The sequence below is a fragment of the Rhizobium moroccans genome, assembly GCF_057559155.1.
Window position 1 is genome coordinate 134270 of sequence record NZ_JBHFJG010000009.1, and the last position, 19332, is coordinate 153601.

Here is a 19332-nt window from a genome sequence, read left to right on the forward strand (position 1 = left end):
TGACCACGCCATATCATTTCGTCGGCTGAGACCGCACCGTGAGTTTATTTCCATCTGGATCGCGAAGATATGCGACGAACGCCCCATTCGGGCGCTCTGCAGGTGGGCTCTCGATGGCCGTGCCACCATGCGCGATACCGGCGGCATGCCACGCCAGAACATGTTCGGGGCTCGCGGCGGCAATACCGATCGTCCCACCGTTGGCCGCAGTCGCTGGCTTACCGTCGATCGGTTTCGTGATCATCAAGCGACCGCCCTCATGGGCGTAGATCAGTCGGCCTCTCGCATCCATCTCGCCGGACTTGCCTCCCAATGCAACAAAGGTGGCGTCGTAGAAGCTTCTCGCCTGCTCCAAGTCGTTGCTTCCGATCATGACGTGGGTGAACATGTTTCATCTCCTGTAGGATGCTTCTGTATCGGTATTTCCTGACGTTTAAAGCTCGAAGTGCCTTAACGTGACGCCGATGCCAAGATGATATCTGCTTTCAGGCAGGCGCGATGACACCCCTATGACCGATATGGAGGCGCCTGATCGCCGCCGTGCGTGAACGCGTCAGCGTCCAGCCAGGCGACATGCTCAGTTTTTGACCGGACCTCGGTAAATTACATCTTTTTGACGCGGTAACGGGGCAGAGGCTCGCGCCAGCAGGTTAATTCTCTGCTTTCGCAAATGCATCATCGAGGACGTGAGCGACCTCGTTGCCGATCTGGAGAAGGGCTTCGCTGCGGCGAGGACGGCGTGAGGCTATCGCTGCATGCCCCAGCGGCGTACGGTGACGTTCTCGATGAGGCGGAAGACCACGCCCTCGACCACCAAGCCGATGATGATGACCATGGCAAGTCCGGCGAACACCTTGTCGGTGAAGAGTTCATTACGGTTGCGGAAGATGAACCAGCCAAGGCCCCCGGTCGAGGAACTGACCCCGAAGACGAGTTCGGCGGCAATCAGCGTGCGCCAGGCGAATGCCCAGGCGATCTTCATGCCATAGAGGATCGAGGGTAATGCCGCCGGTATCAGGATGCGCCAAACATAGCCAGGCCCATTTAGGCCGTAATTGCGACCGACCAGACGTTGGGTTTCGGGCACGCTTTCGAAGCCGCTCAGTGTGGCGAGCGCGAAGGGCCAGAGAACGGCGTGGACCAGCACGACGAGCAGGCTCCTTTCACCCAGCCCGAACCAGAGCATGGCGAGCGGCAGAAGCGCAATCGCGGGCAACGGGTTGAACATGGAAATCAGCGTTTGCAGGAGCTCGCGGACGAAACGGCTGACGACCGCAAGCGAGACGATGGCAAAGGCTGCCGCGATCGCCATCACATAGCCCTTGAGAAGGACGGTCAACGATGTCCAGGAGGCGGTAAGCAGGTTTTCGGTGGTCAATGCCTCCCACAGCGCCGCCATGGTGGCGGTGAAGGTGGGGAATAGGATCGGTTTGGCACTGAAGCGGGCTGAAAACTCCCAGATCAGGGCAAGCAGCGCCAGCACCAGGACCTTTCGAAGGAGCGCCGAGTTCCGGGCGAAATCGCGGAGGCGGTCGAGCACCTGGGATTTTGCGGGCGTGCCGACCAAGGAAAGATCAGACATGTTCGGGAATTCCTTTCCGGGCCTTCGGCGAAAACAGCAGATCGTGCACTTCGCGCGACAGGGATTCGAGGCGGGGACTGCCGACATCGCTGCGAGCGAATCCGCTTGTGTCGAGACTGGTAATCGTCCGCCCCGGATGCGGGCTCAGGAGATGCAGCTTCGTGCCGATCAGAATCGCTTCCTCTATGGAATGGGTGACGAAAAGCAGCGTGAAACCAAGCTCCTCGGCAAGATCGAGAAGCTCGCCCTGGAGCTGGCTGCGGGTGAGCGCGTCGAGTGCTGCGAAGGGCTCGTCCATCAAGAGCACGTCGGCGTCGGTCACCAGTGCGCGGGCGATCGCGGCGCGCTGCTTCATGCCGCCCGAAAGCGTGTGCGGATAGCTGTCGAGGACCCGTTCCAGGCCGACCTTCTTCAGCGTTGCCTCGGTGCGGTCGCGGATTTCCGTCTTTGCGAGCGGGCTTGCCATGTGGAGCGGAAACTCGACATTCTGGCGCACCGTCTTCCACGGCAGAAGCTGATCGAATTCCTGAAAGACGACGATGCGATCCGGACCGGGACCTTTGACTTCCCGGCCCCGCACCCTGATCGTCCCGGAAGCAGGTTTGAGGAAGCCCGCCACGGCTTTCAGGATAGACGACTTTCCACAGCCGGAGGGGCCGAGAAGCACGAGCCGCTCGCCCTCTCCGGCGCGGAAGGAGACATCGTCCACCGCCCGGACGGTTCCGGCCGGGGACGGGTAATCGAGGGTAAGGCGGTCGACTTCGAACACCGCCACCGGGAAGGGGTCGCGCGCCAGCATGGTTCAGCTTCCGCTTTCGTTATGCAATTCCTCGAAAGTGTAGTCCTTCCAGCTCTCGGCTTTCTTTTTGATGGCGCCGGTCCGGTGGAGGAAATCGGCAAAGACATAGGAGCGGGACGGGACGACGGTGAATTTGCTTTCGGGAGATTCGATCAGCGACTGCACGAAGGCGGGATCGAACTTCGAGTTTTCGACCCGGACATAGGTTTCCGCCGCCGCCTTCTTGTTCGCCTCGATCCAGGCGTCGGCTTCCTTCAGAGCTTCGAAAAAGGCCTGGAAGGTTTTCGGGTTTTCCTCGCGCCAGTCGGTCGTGGCATAGAGATAGGTCGGGGTCACCGGGCCGCCGAGGACGTCGTAGGAAGAGAAGACCTTGTGGACCTTGGCGTCTTTCAAAGCTTGCTCCTGGAACGGCGTATTGGACAGATGCGAGGTGATCTCGGTGGAGCCGGAGAGCAGCGCGCTCGTCGCGTCGGGATGCGGCAGGCTGACCGTGATGTTGTCGAGCTTGTTCTGGTTGCCCTCGCCGAACTCCTTCTCTGCCGCGATCTGCAGGATGCGTGCCTGGACCGAGACGCCGACGGCGGGAAGCGCGATCTTGTCGGACGTGGTCAAATCCTTCAGCGACTTCACGTTCGGATTGTTGGTGACGAGGTAATTCGGCTGGTTCGCGAGCCCCGCGACGATCTTCACGGCGCCGTCGGTGCGGTCCCATAGCGTCAAGAAGGGGCCTATACCGGCCGCGGCGATATCAATCGAGCCGGAAAGAAGCGCGGCATTGATGGCATCACCGCCAGAAAGCTGCGCCCATTCAACCTTCACCTCCTCGAGACCGAGCGTTTTTGCGTGTTTCTCGATCAGGTTCTGGTCGCGGATCACGTGCAGCGGCAGGTAGAGCGTGCCAAACTGCTGGGAAATGCGGATAAGTCCTTCGGCGGAGGCGCCGGTCGCGGGCGTGAGCACGCTCAGTGCCAGAGCCGCGGCGGCGGCGAGCTTGAAGGGTTTCGGCATGGATGGACCTTTCGAGAGACAGACGTGAAGGTGTGGAGGGGACTTCGCGGTCAGCCCGCGGCATTGGCGAGTTTCGAGCCACCGTAATTGCCGACGGCGAATTCGTTGGCGACGCTGCCGCGGAGCCCCTGATTTCGGTTGCGGTCGATACCGAGCAGCGGGAAGAGGAGTTCGCCGACGCGATAGGCCTCTTCGAGATGCGGATAGCCCGAGCCGATGATCGTATCGATACCGAGCGCCTGGTATTCTCGTAGCCGTTCAGCCACCTGTTCCGGCGTACCGACGAGGGCGGTGCCGACACCGGTGCGTACCAGTCCCACGCCGGCCCAGAGATTTGGCGCAACCAGCAGTTTGTCGCGGCGACCGCCATGCAGGGCGGCCTGTCGGCGCTGGCCGACGGAGTCCATTTCCTGTTGAAAACGCCGGTAGCTGCGCTCGATCTGCTCGTCGGAAATATTGCCGATGAGCTGGTCGGCTGCGCGCCAGGCGTCTTCCTCATTTTCGCGCACGATGAAGTGGATGCGCATGCCAAAGCGGATCTTGCGACCGGTTCTGGCGGCCTTGGCGCGAACGGATTCGATCTTCTCCTTCACCTGTTCCAGCGGCTCGCCCCAGGTGAGATACATGTCAACGGCATCGACCGCGAGGTCCTGGCCGGCCTCCGAAGAACCACCGAAATAGAGGGGCGGATGCGGCTGGCCGATTGGCGGGAAATCGGAACGTGCGCCCTTGAGCTCGTAATACTTGCTTTTGAAATCGACGGTCTCGCCGGCGAGCAGCCGTTTCCAGATATCGAGGAACTCTCCGGCCTGTTCGTAACGCTCGTCATGGCCGAGAAAGATACCGTCGCCGGCCAGTTCCGTGGGGTTGCCGCCGACCACCACGTTGAGCAACAGCCTTCCGTTGCTCAGGCGGTCGAGGGCTGCGGTCTGGCGTGCGGCAAAGGTGGGCGAGGTGACGCCGGGGCGAAGCGCAACGAGGTATTTCAGCCGCTCGGTAACGACCGAAAGGCCGGTCGCGGTGATCCAGGAATCCTCGCAGGACTGACCTGTCGGCAAAAGCACGCCTTCGAAGCCGAGCTCGTCGACGGCGATCGCAACCTGCTTGAAATACCGGAATTCCGGTTTCCGGCTCAGATGATCCGTGCCCAGATAAGTACCATCTCCATGGGTCGGGATGAACCAGAAGAAGTTCAACGGTCCGGCGGCGATCATCAGCGTCTCCTTTTCGAATGCAGAGGAGAGGCTAAACACGACCTATTCGATAGAGAAGAAAGATTATTCTGTTCTCATCGGCACGGCGCCATACGGCAACTAAGGTGAGGGCTTGCGGGCGAACGGCATTTCATTTGCTGTCGCGAATTGCGTCTTCGGCCCTTGGCAAGGCATTTTCCCGAGGATAAACATGAGTAAATTTCTCAGGCTTAAGCTTGCGCGGCACCTAGGATCCAGACTTGCATTGGGATCTACAACAGTTATTCCGGCGGCATTCCAAGGAACTCTTACGGTTTCTGCGTCGCAGCGGCGTGTCGGAGGATACGGCGTCCGATCTTGTTCAGGATGCCTTTTTGCGGCTCGCCGCCATGAGCCCGGCTGCGGGCGAGGTCGTCGGCAATCCGCGCGCCTATCTGTTTCGGATATCCCGCAATCTCTCGATCGATCATGCCCGCGCGCATGCCGTTCAGAGCCGGTATATCCAGCCGGGGCTTCCGGCGGAAATCGCGGAAGCCAAGCCCTCCGCCGAGCTGGAGGTGGATTTCAAGCAGCGCGTCGCTCGGCTGGAAAGGGCGATCCAGACCTTGCCTGAACGGCAACGTCAGGTCTTCCTGCTCCACAAATATGAAGAGCTCAGCCATGCTGAAATTGCCGAGCGGCTCGGAATTTCCAAGAGCATGGTCGAAAAGCATGTGATGAAGGCGCTTGTCCATCTGCGCGACAGCCTTGCCGATCTTTTGAACTAAAAATCTCCGCCCCAGGTGTGGTCAGATATCCATTTATCCGTCTAAGGAATGATTTCTTGGCCAAAAGGCATGATTCAGGGCACAAATGGCTCGCCTCGATGACGATATGACACCGGAAGAAAGAAAGCGGCAGGCGCTTTCCTGGTTTGTCCGCATGAATTCCGGCGAAGCCACGGCTTCCGATCGCAGTGAACTCGCCATATGGCTTGCGGACTGTCCGGAAAATCGGGAGGAATATGCGCGGCTCCAGCGGATGTGGTCGGACCTCGATCATGCCCGTGCGCCTGCCCTCCATGAAAGGAACGGCAGCCGAACCCAGGCTGCCCGGTTGTCGAGGCGCGGCCTGCTGGGCGCCGGTGCGATGCTGGCTGCCGCCGGCGCTGCGGCGTGGATGGGCGGGGCAACCGATTATCTTTATAGCGACCAGTTCACCTCGGTCGCCGAGATTGGTGAGTTCACGCTGGATGACGGAACGCGCGTGACGCTCGATGCCGACAGCGCGCTTTCGCTCGATTATACCGCCTCCCGGCGCGGTCTCGTGCTCCATCGCGGCCGGGCCTATTTCGATGTCGCCCGAGACGAAGCACGGCCCTTTTCCGTCGCCGCGGCCGGAGGCACTGTGACGGCGCTTGGAACGCAGTTCGTCGTGCATCTCTGGGAGGATGCGGTGACAGCAAGCGTGCAGGAAAGCGCCGTTTCGGTCGTCGCGCCCAATGGCGCCGGTATTCGCGTCAATGCGGGAGAGGTCGTCTCCTTCAGCCGGGGTGGTCTCGGTCTCGTGGAGGGGGCGGATACGGAGGCCGAGACGGCCTGGCGTCGCGGCCGGTTGATTTTCGAGGACAAGCCGCTCGGCCGGGTCGTCTCGGATGTGAACCGCTACCGCAGGGGCACGATCCGAATTCTCGACGACAGGCTCCGGAATTTACGCGTCAGCGGCATTTTCGACGTCGGCAATCCGGATGGCGTGCTCGATGCGATCGTCGAGACATTGCCGGTCCGCGCGTTCGAAATCACGCCATACGTCGTCCTTCTGCTTCCGGCTTGAGCATCGTGATTTTTTTCATCTCCAGGGGTGAGGTGGAGATCACCTGATCCGTCTTAGCGCATGTGTGGCGAAAGCCGCCAAGCGGGTAGTACGGACAGGAACGGGGATCATGGTACGCGTCGCGTCAAAGGGACAGCACAAGAACACGAATATGCAACGGCTCGCCGCAGCCCTGTTTGCGAGCGCGGCGTTGCTGCCGTTTGCGACGCTGGCGCAAGACACTATACCCACCGTTTCCCGTGTCAGCCAGCCGGCAGCGGCCTCCTATTCCATCCCGGCTTCATCGTTGAGCGCCGCGCTGTCAGCCTTCGGCGACCGCACAAATCTTCAGGTTCTCTATCCGGCGGCGCTTGCGCGCGGCAAGCAATCGCCGGGCGTAAACGGCGTAATGAACAGGAAGCAGGCATTGGAGCGGCTGCTTGCCGGAACAGGGCTTGCCTATCGTTTTGCCAATCCTGGCACGGTCACCATCCATGCGCCTGCCGGAGACGTCGTCACGGGCAGCACCGGTGACGGCTCGACCATCCTTCCCACGATCGTCGTCCAGGGCGAGAGCGCGGTCGGGCCGGTCGATGGCTACGTGGCGCGTGTGAGTTCGGCGGGCACCAAGACGGATACGCCGCTCATCGAGACGCCGCAGGCCATCTCTGTCATCACCGCCGACCAGATGTCCAATCAGGGTGCGAGCTCTATTGCCAGTTCGCTTTCCTACACGCCGGGCGTCGTCAGCCAATCGGGTGCCTTCAGTCGGGCGGTGGACGATTTCACTATCCGCGGCTTCAACATCGCGACCGGCAATTCCGGAAACCTGCGCGACGGCTTGAAGTATCAGTCGAATGTCTATGACGGCGGGCAGGAGCCCTATGGGATCGAGCGCATCGACATCATGCGCGGCGCAGGCTCGATGCTCTATGGTCAGCTCACCCCCGGTGGCGTCGTCAATGCCATCTCAAAGCGGCCGACGGACACGCCGCTCCATGAGGTCAATGTCGAATACGGCAGCTATGATCGCAAACAGATATCCGCCGATTTCGGAGGCCCGGTTACCGATGACGGCGTTTTGACCTACCGTCTGACAGGACTGGTCCGCAATGCGGACAACTGGGTCGACGAGACGCCCGACAACAAGGTCTATATCGCTCCGGCTCTCACCTTCGCGCCGGACGACGCGACGTCGCTGACGCTGCTTTCGACCTATACGCATTTTCACACGCGGTTTGCGACGCCGCTGCTCTATCAGGATGTCAGCCGGGGCAACATTCCTCGCGACGCCTTCCTCGGCAATGATGATTTCGATCGCTACAACGGCGACATCTTCACCATCGGCTATCTCTTCGAGCACGAGCTCGATAACGGCATCAAGTTCAGAAACAACGCCCGCTATTTCAAATCCGATGTCCAATGGGACTACATGATGGGCAATATCGCGCCGCTCTCGCTGACGGGAGGCGACCTCTACAGGCTGGCGAGCAAGCGCTATGAGCGATCATACGGCGTCACGGCGGACACCTCAGTCGAATATTCCTTCGATGCGGCCGGTGCGGAGCATACGCTTCTGGCCGGGTTCGACTACTACCGGCGCAGCTACGACAACGACCGCTATCGTGGCGCCGGCTACAGCATTCTAGACCTCGACACCGGCACTGTCCTGACCGATCCGGCGATTAATTACAGGGTCAATCGCGGCTCGGATAACCTCAGCAACCAGTACGGCATCTATCTGCAGGACCAGATCAAGTTCGATGATCATTGGGTGCTTCTGCTGGGTGCCCGCCAGGATTGGAGCAAGAGCCGCTCGAGGTCCTATCAGACCGGTGTCGTGACCGAGCAGAACGACGACGCTCTGACAGGCAGGGGCGGTCTCGTCTATCTTTTCGACAACGGCATTGCGCCTTATCTCAGCATTGCGCAATCGTTCGAGCCGCAAACTGGCCTCGACTATGCGACCGGCGAGGCATTGAAGCCAAACAAGGGGCTGCAATACGAAGCCGGCGTCCGTTACCAGCCCGATGGCAGCAATCTTCTCCTCAGTGCGGCGGTTTATGAGCTGACGCAGAAGAACCTGACGACAGCTGATTCCAGCGGGCTCACCTACCAGTATGGCGAGGTTCGATCCCGGGGTGTCGAACTGGAAGCGCGCGCGGAGTTCGGCAATCTTGGGTTGATCGCTTCCTATACCTATACGGATGCGAAAATTACCGAAAACGCCATGCCCGCTTATATCGGGGAGCAGATTTCGCTGGTGCCTAAAAATGCCTTCGCACTGTGGGCCGATTACAAGCTTGATGATCTCGGCCTTGAGGGCGTCACGGTCGGCGCGGGCATTCGTTATATCGGCGAGACGAACCTGATCGACAGCAGGAGCGATGTTCCCGGCTATGTTCTCGTCGATGCGATGGCGAGCTTCGATCTCGGCGCGATGAACAAGGATCTGGAGGGCGCGACGCTGAAACTGAACGCGCGCAATCTTTTCGACAAGGAGTTCTACACCTGCGTCTATTCGGACGGCTGCCGTTATGGCGAGCCGCTGACGGTCACGGCGACGCTTTCCTACAAATGGTAGGGCCAGCCGTTGCCAGGAGGGACTTGCTGAAGGGAGCGCTCGCCGCCTGCTTTTTCGCTTTCGCGCGGGACGGCAAGGCGGAAGGGGTGCCTCGCCGTATCGTCTCCATGGAACTTCTGGTGACGGAATTGCTCCTGACCCTCGGTATTGCGCCTCTGGCCGTCGCCAATGTGCCGCTTTATCGAAGGCTGGTCGCCGAGCCGGTGCTTGGCGACGAAGCAGTCGATCTCGGCCCGCTGCAGGAGCCGAACATGGAATATCTGCAGCTCTTGAAGCCGGACCTGATCGTCATGGCGGAGTGGCAGGCAAGCGGGCTAGAAAATCTTCGCGCCATCGCGCCCACGCTGTCGCTCAATTCCTTTCCTGCAAGAACGCCTGCGGTCCAGCATGCGCAGGAGCTCCTGCGCCAACTCGGGGCGGTCGTCGGCCGGGAGCGTCAGGCCGGAGATTGGGTGGGGCGATGCGAAGTGGCGATCGAGGAAGCGCGGGCAAAGCTGCAATCGAAATCGCTGCCGCCGCTCTATCTCTGCCGCTTCAACCAGGACGGCCGTCACGCGGCGATTTTCGGGGGAAACGGCCTGGTTGGCGATGTTCTGAGGAGTCTTGGCCTCACCAATGCCTGGCAGGGGCGGGTCAATGCGTCCGGCGTCGCGTCCATCAGCGTGGAACAGCTTGCCGGCAACCCGCACGCGCGCATCGTGCATTTCGATCGCGGCCGCGAAACGGATCTGGCGATCGCGAGACTTGCCGAAAGTCCGCTTTGGCAAGCGCTGCCCGCCGTGCGGCAAAACCGCGTCACCCGCATGCCGGTGGTCTATCCGAGCGGAGGCGTGGTAAGCGCCATGCGGCTTGCCGGCCAGCTCGCAGCGCTTTTGCCGGCCGAGGGTTGATCATGGCTATCGCCAGTTCATTACCCACAACACGGAACCACGGGCTTGCCCCGCTGCTGGTCGTCTTGCTGCTCAGCGCGGCCTTCGGTCTCCTCCTGCTCAATATCGGCGCGAGACTGCCTGACTGGCGTCAGTTGTTCACGGCATCCGATGCAGATCTCGCCACGATTGCCGTTCGATACGGATTGCTTCCGCGGTTCGCCTTGAGCCTCATAGCGGGGGCGGCGCTCGGCCTTTCGGGCGTTCTATTCCAGCAGATGCTGCGCAACCCGCTGGCCGAACCGGGAACCTTAGCCGTATTTGCCGGCGCGAAATTTTCGCTCGTCGCGGCTGTTCTGTGGGTACCCGGTCTTCTCGCTCATGGGCAGGAGCCGATGATCATCCTCGGCGGCATGCTGGCGTTGGGCGTGGTCGCGTTGCTGGCGGCGCGTGCCGGTTTCGCGCCGCTGACGGTCATTCTGGTGGGACTTGTCCTGTCGCTCTGCCTGGAAGCATTGAGCAGCATGTTCTTCCTGACCCACTTCGAGGAATTGAGTGACCTGCTGGTCTGGCAGACCGGCTCGCTGGTACAGGATAACTGGAATCAGGTACGGAGACTTTTCCTCGTCCTGGCCGCCGGTGGCCTTGTGGCGTTCTTCCTCAGAAAGCCGATGGGCCTTTTCGACCTCGACGAGGCGAGCGCGCGCAGCGCGGGCGCTTCGGTTCCGATGATACGGCTGGCCTCTTTCGCCACCGCGACCCTGTTGAGCGCGCTCGTCGCCGCCTATGCAGGGATCATCGGTTTCATTGGGCTTGCGGGGCCTGCCATCGCGCGCCTTTCCGGCGCCAGGCGTCTCTCCGATCGCTTGATCCATGGTCCGCTGATCGCCGCCGGCATACTGGCATTTGTCGACCAGGGGGTTCTTTTTCTCGCCGGCGGCATGGATGTGCCGGCAGGAGCCGTGACCGCACTTCTCGGAACGCCGCTTCTGATATGGCTCATCTGTCGGATGCGGACCGAGACGCAACAGCCGCCGCGTGACGGCCGGTCCGTTGAATATCCCCGCGGCAGGGCTTCTTTCTGGTTTCTGATTGCCGCCCTGTCTCTGGTCGTCACGCTTCTGTTGGCCCTGTTTGTCGGTCGGCTGCCGGAGGGATGGTTCATCGCTGGTGGCAGTGAAATAGGCGAGCTGCTGCCTTGGCGCCTGCCGCGCGTCCTGGCGGCGGCCGGCGGCGGCATCATGCTCGCCATCGCGGGGACCGCCCTCCAGCGATTGACGGGAAATGGGCTTGCAAGCCCGGAACTGCTCGGCATTTCCTCCGGCGCGGCGCTGATCCTGATGGTCGCCGTTTTCCTCCTCCCGCCCTTACCCCGCGAGACCATGATGCTGATATCGGCGGGCGGTGCTTTCGCGGTGCTCGTATTCACCCTGTGGCTCGGCAGTCGCTCGATGTTCAGCCCTGAGCGTATGCTGCTCGTCGGGGTCGCCATCGGAGCGCTCTCCGGTTCGCTGGGATCGCTGCTGACCCTGCTTGGAGATATCCGGGTGCTGCGGTTGCTTGGCTGGCTTGCAGGTTCGACCTATTCGGTCACGCAGAAAGATGCGTGGATCGTCGTCGCGCTCGCGGGCCTGTCGCTCGCGGTCGTTCCGCTGTTCGGGCGCTGGTTGCGGGTCCTGCCGCTCGGGGAGGGGGTCACTGCGGCCATCGGCGTGCCGCTTGCGGCAAGCAGATTGCTGCTGCTGGTCTTCACCGCTATTTTGACCGGTGCGGCGACGCTGATCATGGGGCCGCTGAGCTTTGCGGGACTTGCCGCCCCGCACCTTGCCCGCATTTCCGGGCTTAGAACTCCACTGGCGCAAGTCTATGGCGCGGCGATCATCGGCGCGATCATCATGGTGCTGGCGGACTGGATCGGACGAAACATAGCCTTTCCCTGGCAGGTTCCGGCCGGAATTGTCGCAACGCTTCTCGGCGGCCTTTACTTCATCCTGCTGGCGATGAAGCGATGATACCCTCGCTTGTTCCGCTCTTTTCCGGCGACCTCGAAGCCCTGGGCAGCCATCTTGTCCTTACGGCCGACGAGCGCCCGCATCTGGCCTGCAGCGCACTCCTGGAACAGGATAGGCTCAGGCTGCTGCTGAGCCGCTTTGGTGAAAACTATGCCGAAGCGGAGCCTCGCGCCGTCGCCTCCCAATGGTCGAAATGGTATCTGTCGCGACTGATCACGCCGGTCCTCGCCGCCAATATGGTTCTCGATCGCAAGCTGCCGATCGGTCTTCAGGAGACCGGCATCATCCTGTCGCCGGACGGTAGGGCAGAGGCGTTTCGACTGCGCGATGAAGGGCAGGCATTCACGCCTTCCGATTTCATGGAACGTTTTGAGGACCTGCTCGACGGGCATCTCTCCTTGATCATTCCGGCGATTTCGACGGCAAGCGGCCTGTCGCAGAAGGTGCTTTGGAGCAATGCCGGCAACATCATCGAAAATGTCGTTGCCTCCTGCGCGAGAAAGCTCGGAGAGGAACATGCGGGTGTGGTTCATGGCAGACAGCTTTTGGTGAGCCGGCTCTGGCATGACAGGCAGCCGAACAGGGTCTTCGAACCCGTCAGGTACCTGGCTTCAGGCGAGGAAACCCTGCGCAAGCGGCGCGTCTGCTGCATCCGCTATCTGATCCCAAGCCTCTCACTCTGCAAGACCTGTCCACTGGACGAGCAGCCGGGGAAGCGCGCCCGGCTGCCGCGATGATCGATCCTTTTCAGACTTTCGGGAGGCCCTCGGGGCCGAGCGCCTTTTTCAGCGCGGCGATGCGGAAGATTGCGTTCGGGGCACCATAGCCGCGATAGCCGCGGCGCTCCACGATCTCGAAGAAAAAGCCGTCGCCGAGAGTGCCGCTGTAGAGCTGGAAGTATTCGCCTCTCTCATCCTGATCGTAGAGGATGTTTTCCGCCCTGAGGCGTTCGGTGAGTTCCGCTTCCAGACCGAACCGCGCCTCCACATCCCCATAGTAATTGGGCGATATGGGAAGCGGCCGGAACCCGTTCTTCCTGAGCGCTTCGGCAGTGGCGAAGATGTCGTCGGTATGGAAGGCGAGATGCTGGATGCCCGAGCCGAATTTCTCCGCGATGAAGCGGCCGGCGAGCGTCCGGCGGTTTTCCGCGCCGTTGAGGGTGATGCGAAGCGCGCCGCTCGCACTCTCCACCACCTGGCTGCGCACGACGCCAGCGGGATCGATGATATCGACCATCGGCGTCTTATGGGCTTCGAAGATCGACGTGTAGAAGAGCTGCCAGCTCAGCATCTCGTCGTAGGAAACCGTCTGAGCGACATGATCGACGCGCAGGAGCCCGGCATCAGTGACCTTCCTGTCATCATCCTCGACGGGTGCAAAGTCGATCTCCCAGATGCGGCCGAGATCGGTCTTGTCGTCCAGGAGGTAGACCAGCCCGCCGCCGACGCCGCGGATCGCCGGTATCTCCACCTCTCCGATCTGCACGGGCTGGCTGAAGGGCTCGGCGTCCAGCGCCAGCGCCCTTTGAAGTGCCGCCTTTGCATCCGCAACTTTCAGCGCCATCGCATAGGCCGAGGTACCGTGCACCGCGTAGGCCGCGTTGGCAAAACCGGCTTCCTCCGTATTGACCAGAAGCCGGATGTCGCCCTGGGCGAACACGCTCACCTTCTTGCTGCGGTGAGCCGCCGTCTTACGGAAGCCAAGCGTTTTCAGTATTGCGGTAAGATCGGCGGCATCCTTCTCGTCGGTGGAGAACTCGACGAAACCGACGCCTTCAACGGTGGCTCGCTCGGGCATGGCCGCGACCGAGAGGCTTTGCGCATTCGGGCTGCGGCGCACCTGGTCGCCGAGATAGATCAGCGAGCGATGCCCGTCGGCGGCGATCGACCGGGTCGATCCGCCGCGAAATTGGTCGTTGAAGATTTCCAGCGAGAAATAGCCGTCATAGCCGGTCTCGGCGACCGCCGTGGTGAATTCCGTCACCGGCAGATCGCCTTCCCCTGGCATGTTTCGGAAATGCCGGCTCCAGTAGAGAAGGTCCATGTCGATCAGCGGCGCATCGGCAAGCTGGACGATGAAGATCTTGTCCTTCGGGATGGAGCGGATCGAGTTGATGTCGATCTTGCGCGACAGCGTATGGAAGCTATCGAGGATCAGGCCGATATTGGGATGATCGGCTCGCCGGACGATTTCCCAGGCGTCGCGATGATCGTTGATGTGCCGCCCCCAGGCCAGCGCCTCATAGCCCACCTTCAGTCCGCGCCTGGCGGCCCGCTCGCCGAGCTCTTGGAAATCCGCCGCTGCCCTGTCGATGCCGCCTTGCGAAACGGGAGAGACGTTGGAGCAGACGAGCAGCAGGTCGGTACCGAGTTCCTGCATGACGTCGAACTTGCGCTCGGCCCTGTCGAAAGTGCGCAAGCGGTGCGAAGGCGGCATTCCCTCGAAATCACGAAACGGCTGGAACAGGGTGATTTCCAGCCCCTTGTCGCGCACCATTGCCCCCACATCCGCCGGACTGCCGTCGAAGGCCAGGAAATCGTTTTCGAAGATCTCCACCCCGTCGAAGCCGGCCTTGGCGATCGCGTCGAGCTTTTCCGGCAATTCGCCGCTGATCGATACCGTGGCTATGGAGGTTTTCATGGCTTGATCCCCGTTTCGGTGGCTGCCTTCACTCTGTCATGGTCTGGAAGTGGCGCATCATCCGCTCTGCGTCCGGCTCGCGTCCGGTAAAGAGCCGGAAGGCGCCGACCGCCTGGAAGACTGCCATGCCGCCTCCATCGAGCGTGCGGCAACCCTTCTGCCTCGCGATACGCAGGAGCTCGGTCTCCAGCGGGAAATAGACGATTTCGGCAACCCAGTGCCTTGGTTGAAGATGTTCGGCCGGTAGCGGCAGGCCGGGATATTTCGCCATGCCCGTGGGTGTGGCGTGGATGATGCCGGTGGCCTCGTCCATTGCCGCGGCGATATCGCTCGAGGCCTCAACGGTCGCCTCCGGAAAAAGACCGGACATGCTTTCCGCCAGCTGCTCGGCACGCTCCAGTTCGCGGTCCACGACTGTCAGGTGTTTCATGCCGAGCGTGAGGATCGCGTATGCGGTCGCCACGCCGGCGCCGCCTGCGCCAAGTTGGACCGCGGAAGAGAGATCGGCATCCGGCAAGCCGCGGCGGAAGCTTTCGGCAAACCCCCACCAGTCCGTATTGTGGCCATGGCGTCGGCCGTCCTTCAGCACCACGGTGTTGACCGCACCAAGTGCGCGCGCCTCGTCTGAAAGTTCGTCGAGATGGGCAATGACGAGCTGCTTGCATGGATGGGTGATGTTGACGCCGGCAAATCCCTCCGCTTCCGCCTGCTCCAGGAGTTCCGGCAGGCTGTCGGGCATCAGGCCGAGCTGAGCAAGGTCGATGAGCTGGTAATCATAGGCAAGGCCTTGCGCGGCTCCCTCGCGCATGTGCATTGCCGGTGTCAGCGAGGCCTGGATGCCCGAGCCGATCAACCCGGCTTTAAGTGTTTTCAGGAGTGTCTCGGCCATTGCGCTTATCGTCCTCGCGGGTATTGGAGGGCCGACCCGCCGCAGGACGGGCCGGCATCGTCGTTACTTGCGGGCGGCGTCCAGTTCCTTGAAGAGAAGCGAGACGGTTTCGGCGCCGATCTCGGCGCTGAACTTGTCGATCAGCGGCTTCACGGCATCGCGCAGTTTCTGCGTCTCTTCCGGGCTCAGTTCGTCGACCTGCATGCCCGTCGCCTTGATCTCCTCAATCGCCTTGGAATCTGTTTCGCGCGAGACCTGGCGCTGGAAGTCGCGGGCTTCGGTCGCCGCCGACTGGAGAACAGCTTTTTCCTCATCGTTGAGGCCGTCCCAGAACTTCTTGCTGATCAGCACGACCTGCGGATTGTACTGGTGACGGCTAAGCGTCATGTACTTTTGAACTTCATAGAACTTGGCGTTGATGATGTTGGCGGCCGGGTTTTCCTGGCCGTCCACCGTGCCGGTTTCGAGCGCGGTGTAGAGTTCCGTGTAAGGCAGCGGCACGGCATTGGCGCCGAGACCGTTGAACAGCTCGATTGGGATAGGCGACTGAAGCGTGCGGATCTTCAGGCCTTTGATGTCTTCGAGCTTGGTGACCGCATGGCGGTTGTTCGTCAGGTTGCGGAAGCCGAGTTCCCAATAGGCGAGGCCGACAAGACCGGTGTCGGGAAGCTTCTGAAGGAGGCTCTCGCCGAACGGGCCGTCCATCACCTTGTCGGCTTCCTCGCCGCTGTTGAACAGGAACGGCAGGTCGACAGCGCCGAAGGCCTTGACGTTGCTGGCCAGGATGCCGGCGTTGAGCACCAGCATTTCGACCACGCCGCCCTGCAGCGCCGAGACGGTCTGCACGTCGCCGCCGAGGACGCCGCCGGGGAAGAGCTTGACCTCGATCTTGCCGCCGCTCTTCTCCTTGACGATCTCGGCGAATTTCTCCATGCCGGTGACCTGCGGATGGCCCTTGTTGTTGGCCGCCGCGAATTTCAGCGTATGCGAGCCTATTTCGGCAGATGCGGTGCCCGCCAGCAGCAGAGCCGGCAAGGCGAGCCCCAGCGCCAGTTTCTTCATCGTATTGAACATGCTTTCCTCCCAGATTTGGCCGTTTTCCGGCCGGTTGAAATCGGTTGTTCTCTCCTTTCGCCCTCAATGTCCGAACCAGGCGACCGGCACGGTCACCAGTTGCGGGAAGAGGACGAGAAGGAAGAGGACGATCAGTTCGGCGATCATGAAGGGCATCACACCCTTCATGAGATTTTCCATCGACAGCTTGGCGACACCGCAGATGACGTTGAGCACGGTGCCGACCGGCGGCGTGATGAGACCGATCGAATTGTTGATGATGAACAGCACGCCGAAATAGACCGGGTCGATGCCCGCTTGCTTGATGATCGGCATCAGCACCGGCGTCATCACAAGGATGGTCGGGGTCATGTCCATGGCGGTGCCGACGAGCACGATAAGCACCATGATCGCGATCAGCAGCAGCGTCTGGTTGTCCATCAGCGGCTCGAGGAGACTGACGAGATCGCCCGGGACGTCGGCAACCGTGATCAACCAGGCCGAAACGGCGGCGCAAGCGACGAGGAACATGACGACAGCGGTGATCTTCGCGGCTGAGACGAAGACCGGGAAGAGCTGTGAAGGCGGCAGCTCGCGGTAGATGACCATCGAGACGAACAGCGAATAGACGGCCGCCACGACGCCGGCCTCGGTCGGCGTGAAGACGCCGAACTTCAGCCCGACGATGATGATGACCGGCAGCATCAGCGCCCAGGCGGCATCCAGGAATGCCTTGAGCCGAACCTCCCTGCTCTGTCTTGCCGGCAGCTCGAACTGCTCCTTGCGGGCGATGATCATCCAGGTGATGCAGAGTGCAGCGGCGATCAACAGGCCAGGCACGATGCCGGCGAGGAAGAGCTTGGTGATCGAGACGCCGCCGACGACGCCATAAAGAATGAAGCCGATCGAGGGTGGAATGATCGGGCCGATGACCGAGGCGGATGCAAGAAGACCGCCGCTGCGGGCCGGATCATGGCCGGATTTCAGCATCATGGGAAAGAGCAGCGCGCCGAGAGCCGCGGCATCGGCCACGGCCGAGCCGGAAAGGCTCGACAGCACACAGGCCGCGAAGATCGCCACGAAGCCGAGGCCGCCGCGAAGATGGCCTACAAGCGCCATGGCGAGATTGACGATCCGCTTCGAAAGTCCGCCGGTGTTCATCACCTCGCCGGCGAGCAAGAAGAAGGGCACGGCCATCAGCGGGAAGCTGTCTGCGCCGTTCAGTACGTTCTGCGCGACGATCTGCGCGTCGAAGATGTCCATGTACATCATCAGCGCGACACCGCTGAGGATGAGCGCAAAGGCGATCGGCACGCCGAGCGCCATGGGACCGAGAAGAGCGCCGAGGAAGATCGTAAGCGTCATCTTGCGTCTCCCCTCAGGCCTTGGTCGCGCCGGAGGCGGTGGCCGCCGCATCGGGATGGGCAATCTCTTCCTCGCTATCGCGGACGAGTTGCGCCGTTGCCAGATCGATGCGGCCGGTCGCCACCTGGAACATGTCCCAGAGAATGATCAGGAAAGTCGGAATGCCGAAGGCGAGCCCGGCGCCATAGAACCAGCCCATTGAAATGCCGGTCGCCGGCATGCCGGCCGGCAGATTGATGAGGGTCTGGGTCCAGCTTCCGCTGATCATCAGCCAGGTGGCGATCAGCATCAGTCCCTGTCCGAGCAGCACGGCGATCCGTGCACTGCGCGGTGGCAACCGCTTGAGAAGCGAATCGACACCGAGATGCCCGTGCTCTCGCATCGCGACTACAGCGCCGAGAAAGGTCAGCCAGACGAAGAAGACGCGGGAAAGTTCCTCGGAAGTGGTGATGCCTTGATTGAAGGCATAACGAAGGATCACATTCCCGAAGACGAGAACGATCATTGCAGCCAGAAGCAGCGCGATGGCGACCTTCAGGGCGAGGAAGTAGAAATCGATAATTCGTGTCATGTCCGGCAGTCCTCCCGAGGCCTTGTTAGGGATGGCGAAATGGCAACTGCGAAACAGTCGCCCTTTGACCTACCTTGACAAGATGCCCTCCGTCACCGGTCGCCTCCTCAGGAACCGGCTGACATCTCATCAAAATGTACGAACTAGTGAGTATGTCAAGCGGCATCTATTGAAAGCTATCGGTAAGCCCGCTATGACTTTGGAAAAGATGCAGAAAATAAAGAGTGAGCAGATTCAGGCTCGCCGGCATCTCTCGACCGAAGGCAGGCGACAGGCAAAACGAAAGCGGCGTTGAGGATGGCGGCGAAGCGCGAGAACGGCAGAAAAAACGATCCGCAACGCACCCAGGAGGACATTCTGGACGTCGCTACGGAGGAGTTCGCCACGCACGGCCTGGCCGGCGGGCGGGTCGATGCGATCGCCGAAAAGACCCGTACCTCCAAACGGATGATCTATTATTATTTCGGGAGCAAGGAAGGGCTCTACCTCGCCGTCCTCGAGCGTTCCTACCGCAAGATCCGCACGCTGGAAGCCGATCTCGAGCTCGCCAACCTGCCGCCGGAAGAGGCGCTCCGGACGCTGATCTCGACGACTTTCGACCATGACGAGGCCAATCCCGAATTCGTGCGCCTCGTCAGCATCGAGAATATCCACCATGCGGCGCATATGCTGCGCTCGGAAGCGATCCGTGACCTGAACGTCTCTGTGATCGAGATGATCGAAGCCATCATCCGGCGAGGCGTGGCCGAAGGCACGTTCTTGCGGGACGCCGATCCCGTCGACATTCATATGCTGATCAGCGCCTTCTGCTTTTTCCGGGTGTCGAACAGGTATACGTTCGGGACGATCTTCCGCCGCGATCTTTCCGCTCCGGAATTCTACGATCGCCACAAAAAATTGATCTCTGACGCGGTGATCAGCTACCTCACCGCCCCGGAGCCAGATCGCTGAACACAGCGTCTTTTATCATGCCAGG

The 19332-nt window shown here is 61.3% G+C and carries 17 protein-coding genes; 7 read left to right on the forward strand and 10 right to left on the reverse strand.

Annotated features, from left to right (window positions below):
- Nucleotides 1-13 precede the first annotated feature (13 nt).
- The 5 genes from ACE04I_RS06880 to ssuD form a co-directional block, all read right to left on the reverse strand.
- Nucleotides 14-388 (reverse strand): VOC family protein, encoded by a 375-nt coding sequence (locus ACE04I_RS06880; protein ID WP_046796546.1) that lies wholly within the window; start codon nucleotides 386-388, stop codon nucleotides 14-16.
- A 357-nt stretch (nucleotides 389-745) separates the two neighbouring features.
- Nucleotides 746-1582: an ABC transporter permease gene (locus ACE04I_RS06885; RefSeq protein ID WP_046796547.1), complete on the reverse strand. Its 837-nt coding sequence runs from the start codon at nucleotides 1580-1582 to the stop codon at nucleotides 746-748.
- Complete coding sequence (locus ACE04I_RS06890; RefSeq protein WP_046796548.1) at nucleotides 1575-2381, reverse strand: ABC transporter ATP-binding protein; 807 nt, start codon at nucleotides 2379-2381, stop codon at nucleotides 1575-1577. Before ACE04I_RS06890 ends, ACE04I_RS06885 begins: the two co-directional genes overlap by 8 nt.
- 3 nt (nucleotides 2382-2384) lie before the next feature.
- A complete protein-coding gene (locus tag ACE04I_RS06895) occupies nucleotides 2385-3389 on the reverse strand; it encodes an ABC transporter substrate-binding protein (RefSeq protein ID WP_046796549.1) in 1005 nt (334 codons plus the stop codon).
- 50 nt (nucleotides 3390-3439) lie between these two features.
- Nucleotides 3440-4603, reverse strand: coding sequence for an FMNH2-dependent alkanesulfonate monooxygenase (ssuD, locus tag ACE04I_RS06900; RefSeq protein WP_487206802.1), 1164 nt, complete (start codon nucleotides 4601-4603; stop codon nucleotides 3440-3442).
- Nucleotides 4604-4842: 239 nt separating this feature from the next.
- Between ssuD and ACE04I_RS06905 the strand changes: the two genes are divergently transcribed.
- The 6 genes from ACE04I_RS06905 (at nucleotide 4843) to fhuF (ending at nucleotide 12575) form a co-directional block, all read left to right on the forward strand.
- Nucleotides 4843-5349: an RNA polymerase sigma factor gene (locus tag ACE04I_RS06905; protein WP_046796551.1), complete on the forward strand. Its 507-nt coding sequence runs from the start codon at nucleotides 4843-4845 to the stop codon at nucleotides 5347-5349.
- A gap of 106 nt (nucleotides 5350-5455) precedes the next feature.
- Nucleotides 5456-6394 (forward strand): FecR family protein, encoded by a 939-nt coding sequence (locus ACE04I_RS06910; RefSeq protein ID WP_245282157.1) that lies wholly within the window; start codon nucleotides 5456-5458, stop codon nucleotides 6392-6394.
- A gap of 109 nt (nucleotides 6395-6503) precedes the next feature.
- On the forward strand, nucleotides 6504-8957 hold the full coding sequence (locus ACE04I_RS06915; protein ID WP_487206803.1) for a TonB-dependent siderophore receptor: 2454 nt from the start codon (nucleotides 6504-6506) through the stop codon (nucleotides 8955-8957).
- Between the two features lie 23 nt (nucleotides 8958-8980).
- Nucleotides 8981-9847, forward strand: coding sequence for an ABC transporter substrate-binding protein (locus tag ACE04I_RS06920; protein ID WP_052760484.1), 867 nt, complete (start codon nucleotides 8981-8983; stop codon nucleotides 9845-9847).
- A 2-nt stretch (nucleotides 9848-9849) separates the two neighbouring features.
- Nucleotides 9850-11838 carry a Fe(3+)-hydroxamate ABC transporter permease FhuB gene (gene fhuB / locus ACE04I_RS06925; protein WP_487206804.1) on the forward strand — a complete coding sequence of 663 codons (1989 nt, stop codon included), beginning with the start codon at nucleotides 9850-9852 and terminating at the stop codon, nucleotides 11836-11838.
- Nucleotides 11835-12575: a siderophore-iron reductase FhuF gene (gene fhuF, locus ACE04I_RS06930; RefSeq protein WP_487206805.1), complete on the forward strand. Its 741-nt coding sequence runs from the start codon at nucleotides 11835-11837 to the stop codon at nucleotides 12573-12575. Before fhuB ends, fhuF begins: the two co-directional genes overlap by 4 nt.
- A gap of 10 nt (nucleotides 12576-12585) precedes the next feature.
- On the opposite strand, the gene ACE04I_RS06935 is transcribed toward fhuF, so the two are convergent.
- From ACE04I_RS06935 to ACE04I_RS06955, 5 genes are all read right to left on the reverse strand, one after another.
- Nucleotides 12586-14478 (reverse strand): bifunctional sugar phosphate isomerase/epimerase/4-hydroxyphenylpyruvate dioxygenase family protein, encoded by a 1893-nt coding sequence (locus ACE04I_RS06935; RefSeq protein ID WP_487206806.1) that lies wholly within the window; start codon nucleotides 14476-14478, stop codon nucleotides 12586-12588.
- Nucleotides 14479-14506: 28 nt separating this feature from the next.
- Nucleotides 14507-15367: a shikimate dehydrogenase gene (locus tag ACE04I_RS06940; RefSeq protein WP_487206807.1), complete on the reverse strand. Its 861-nt coding sequence runs from the start codon at nucleotides 15365-15367 to the stop codon at nucleotides 14507-14509.
- A gap of 63 nt (nucleotides 15368-15430) precedes the next feature.
- On the reverse strand, nucleotides 15431-16441 hold the full coding sequence (locus tag ACE04I_RS06945) for a TRAP transporter substrate-binding protein (protein WP_487206808.1): 1011 nt from the start codon (nucleotides 16439-16441) through the stop codon (nucleotides 15431-15433).
- A gap of 63 nt (nucleotides 16442-16504) precedes the next feature.
- Nucleotides 16505-17785, reverse strand: coding sequence for a TRAP transporter large permease (locus ACE04I_RS06950; RefSeq protein ID WP_046796558.1), 1281 nt, complete (start codon nucleotides 17783-17785; stop codon nucleotides 16505-16507).
- A 13-nt stretch (nucleotides 17786-17798) separates the two neighbouring features.
- Nucleotides 17799-18356, reverse strand: coding sequence for a TRAP transporter small permease (locus ACE04I_RS06955; protein ID WP_046796559.1), 558 nt, complete (start codon nucleotides 18354-18356; stop codon nucleotides 17799-17801).
- 297 nt (nucleotides 18357-18653) lie between these two features.
- Between ACE04I_RS06955 and ACE04I_RS06960 the strand changes: the two genes are divergently transcribed.
- The gene (locus tag ACE04I_RS06960) at nucleotides 18654-19307 is read left to right on the forward strand and encodes a TetR/AcrR family transcriptional regulator (RefSeq protein ID WP_046796561.1); all 654 of its coding nucleotides are present in this window, start codon (nucleotides 18654-18656) and stop codon (nucleotides 19305-19307) included.
- The last annotated feature ends 25 nt before the right edge of the window (nucleotides 19308-19332 follow it).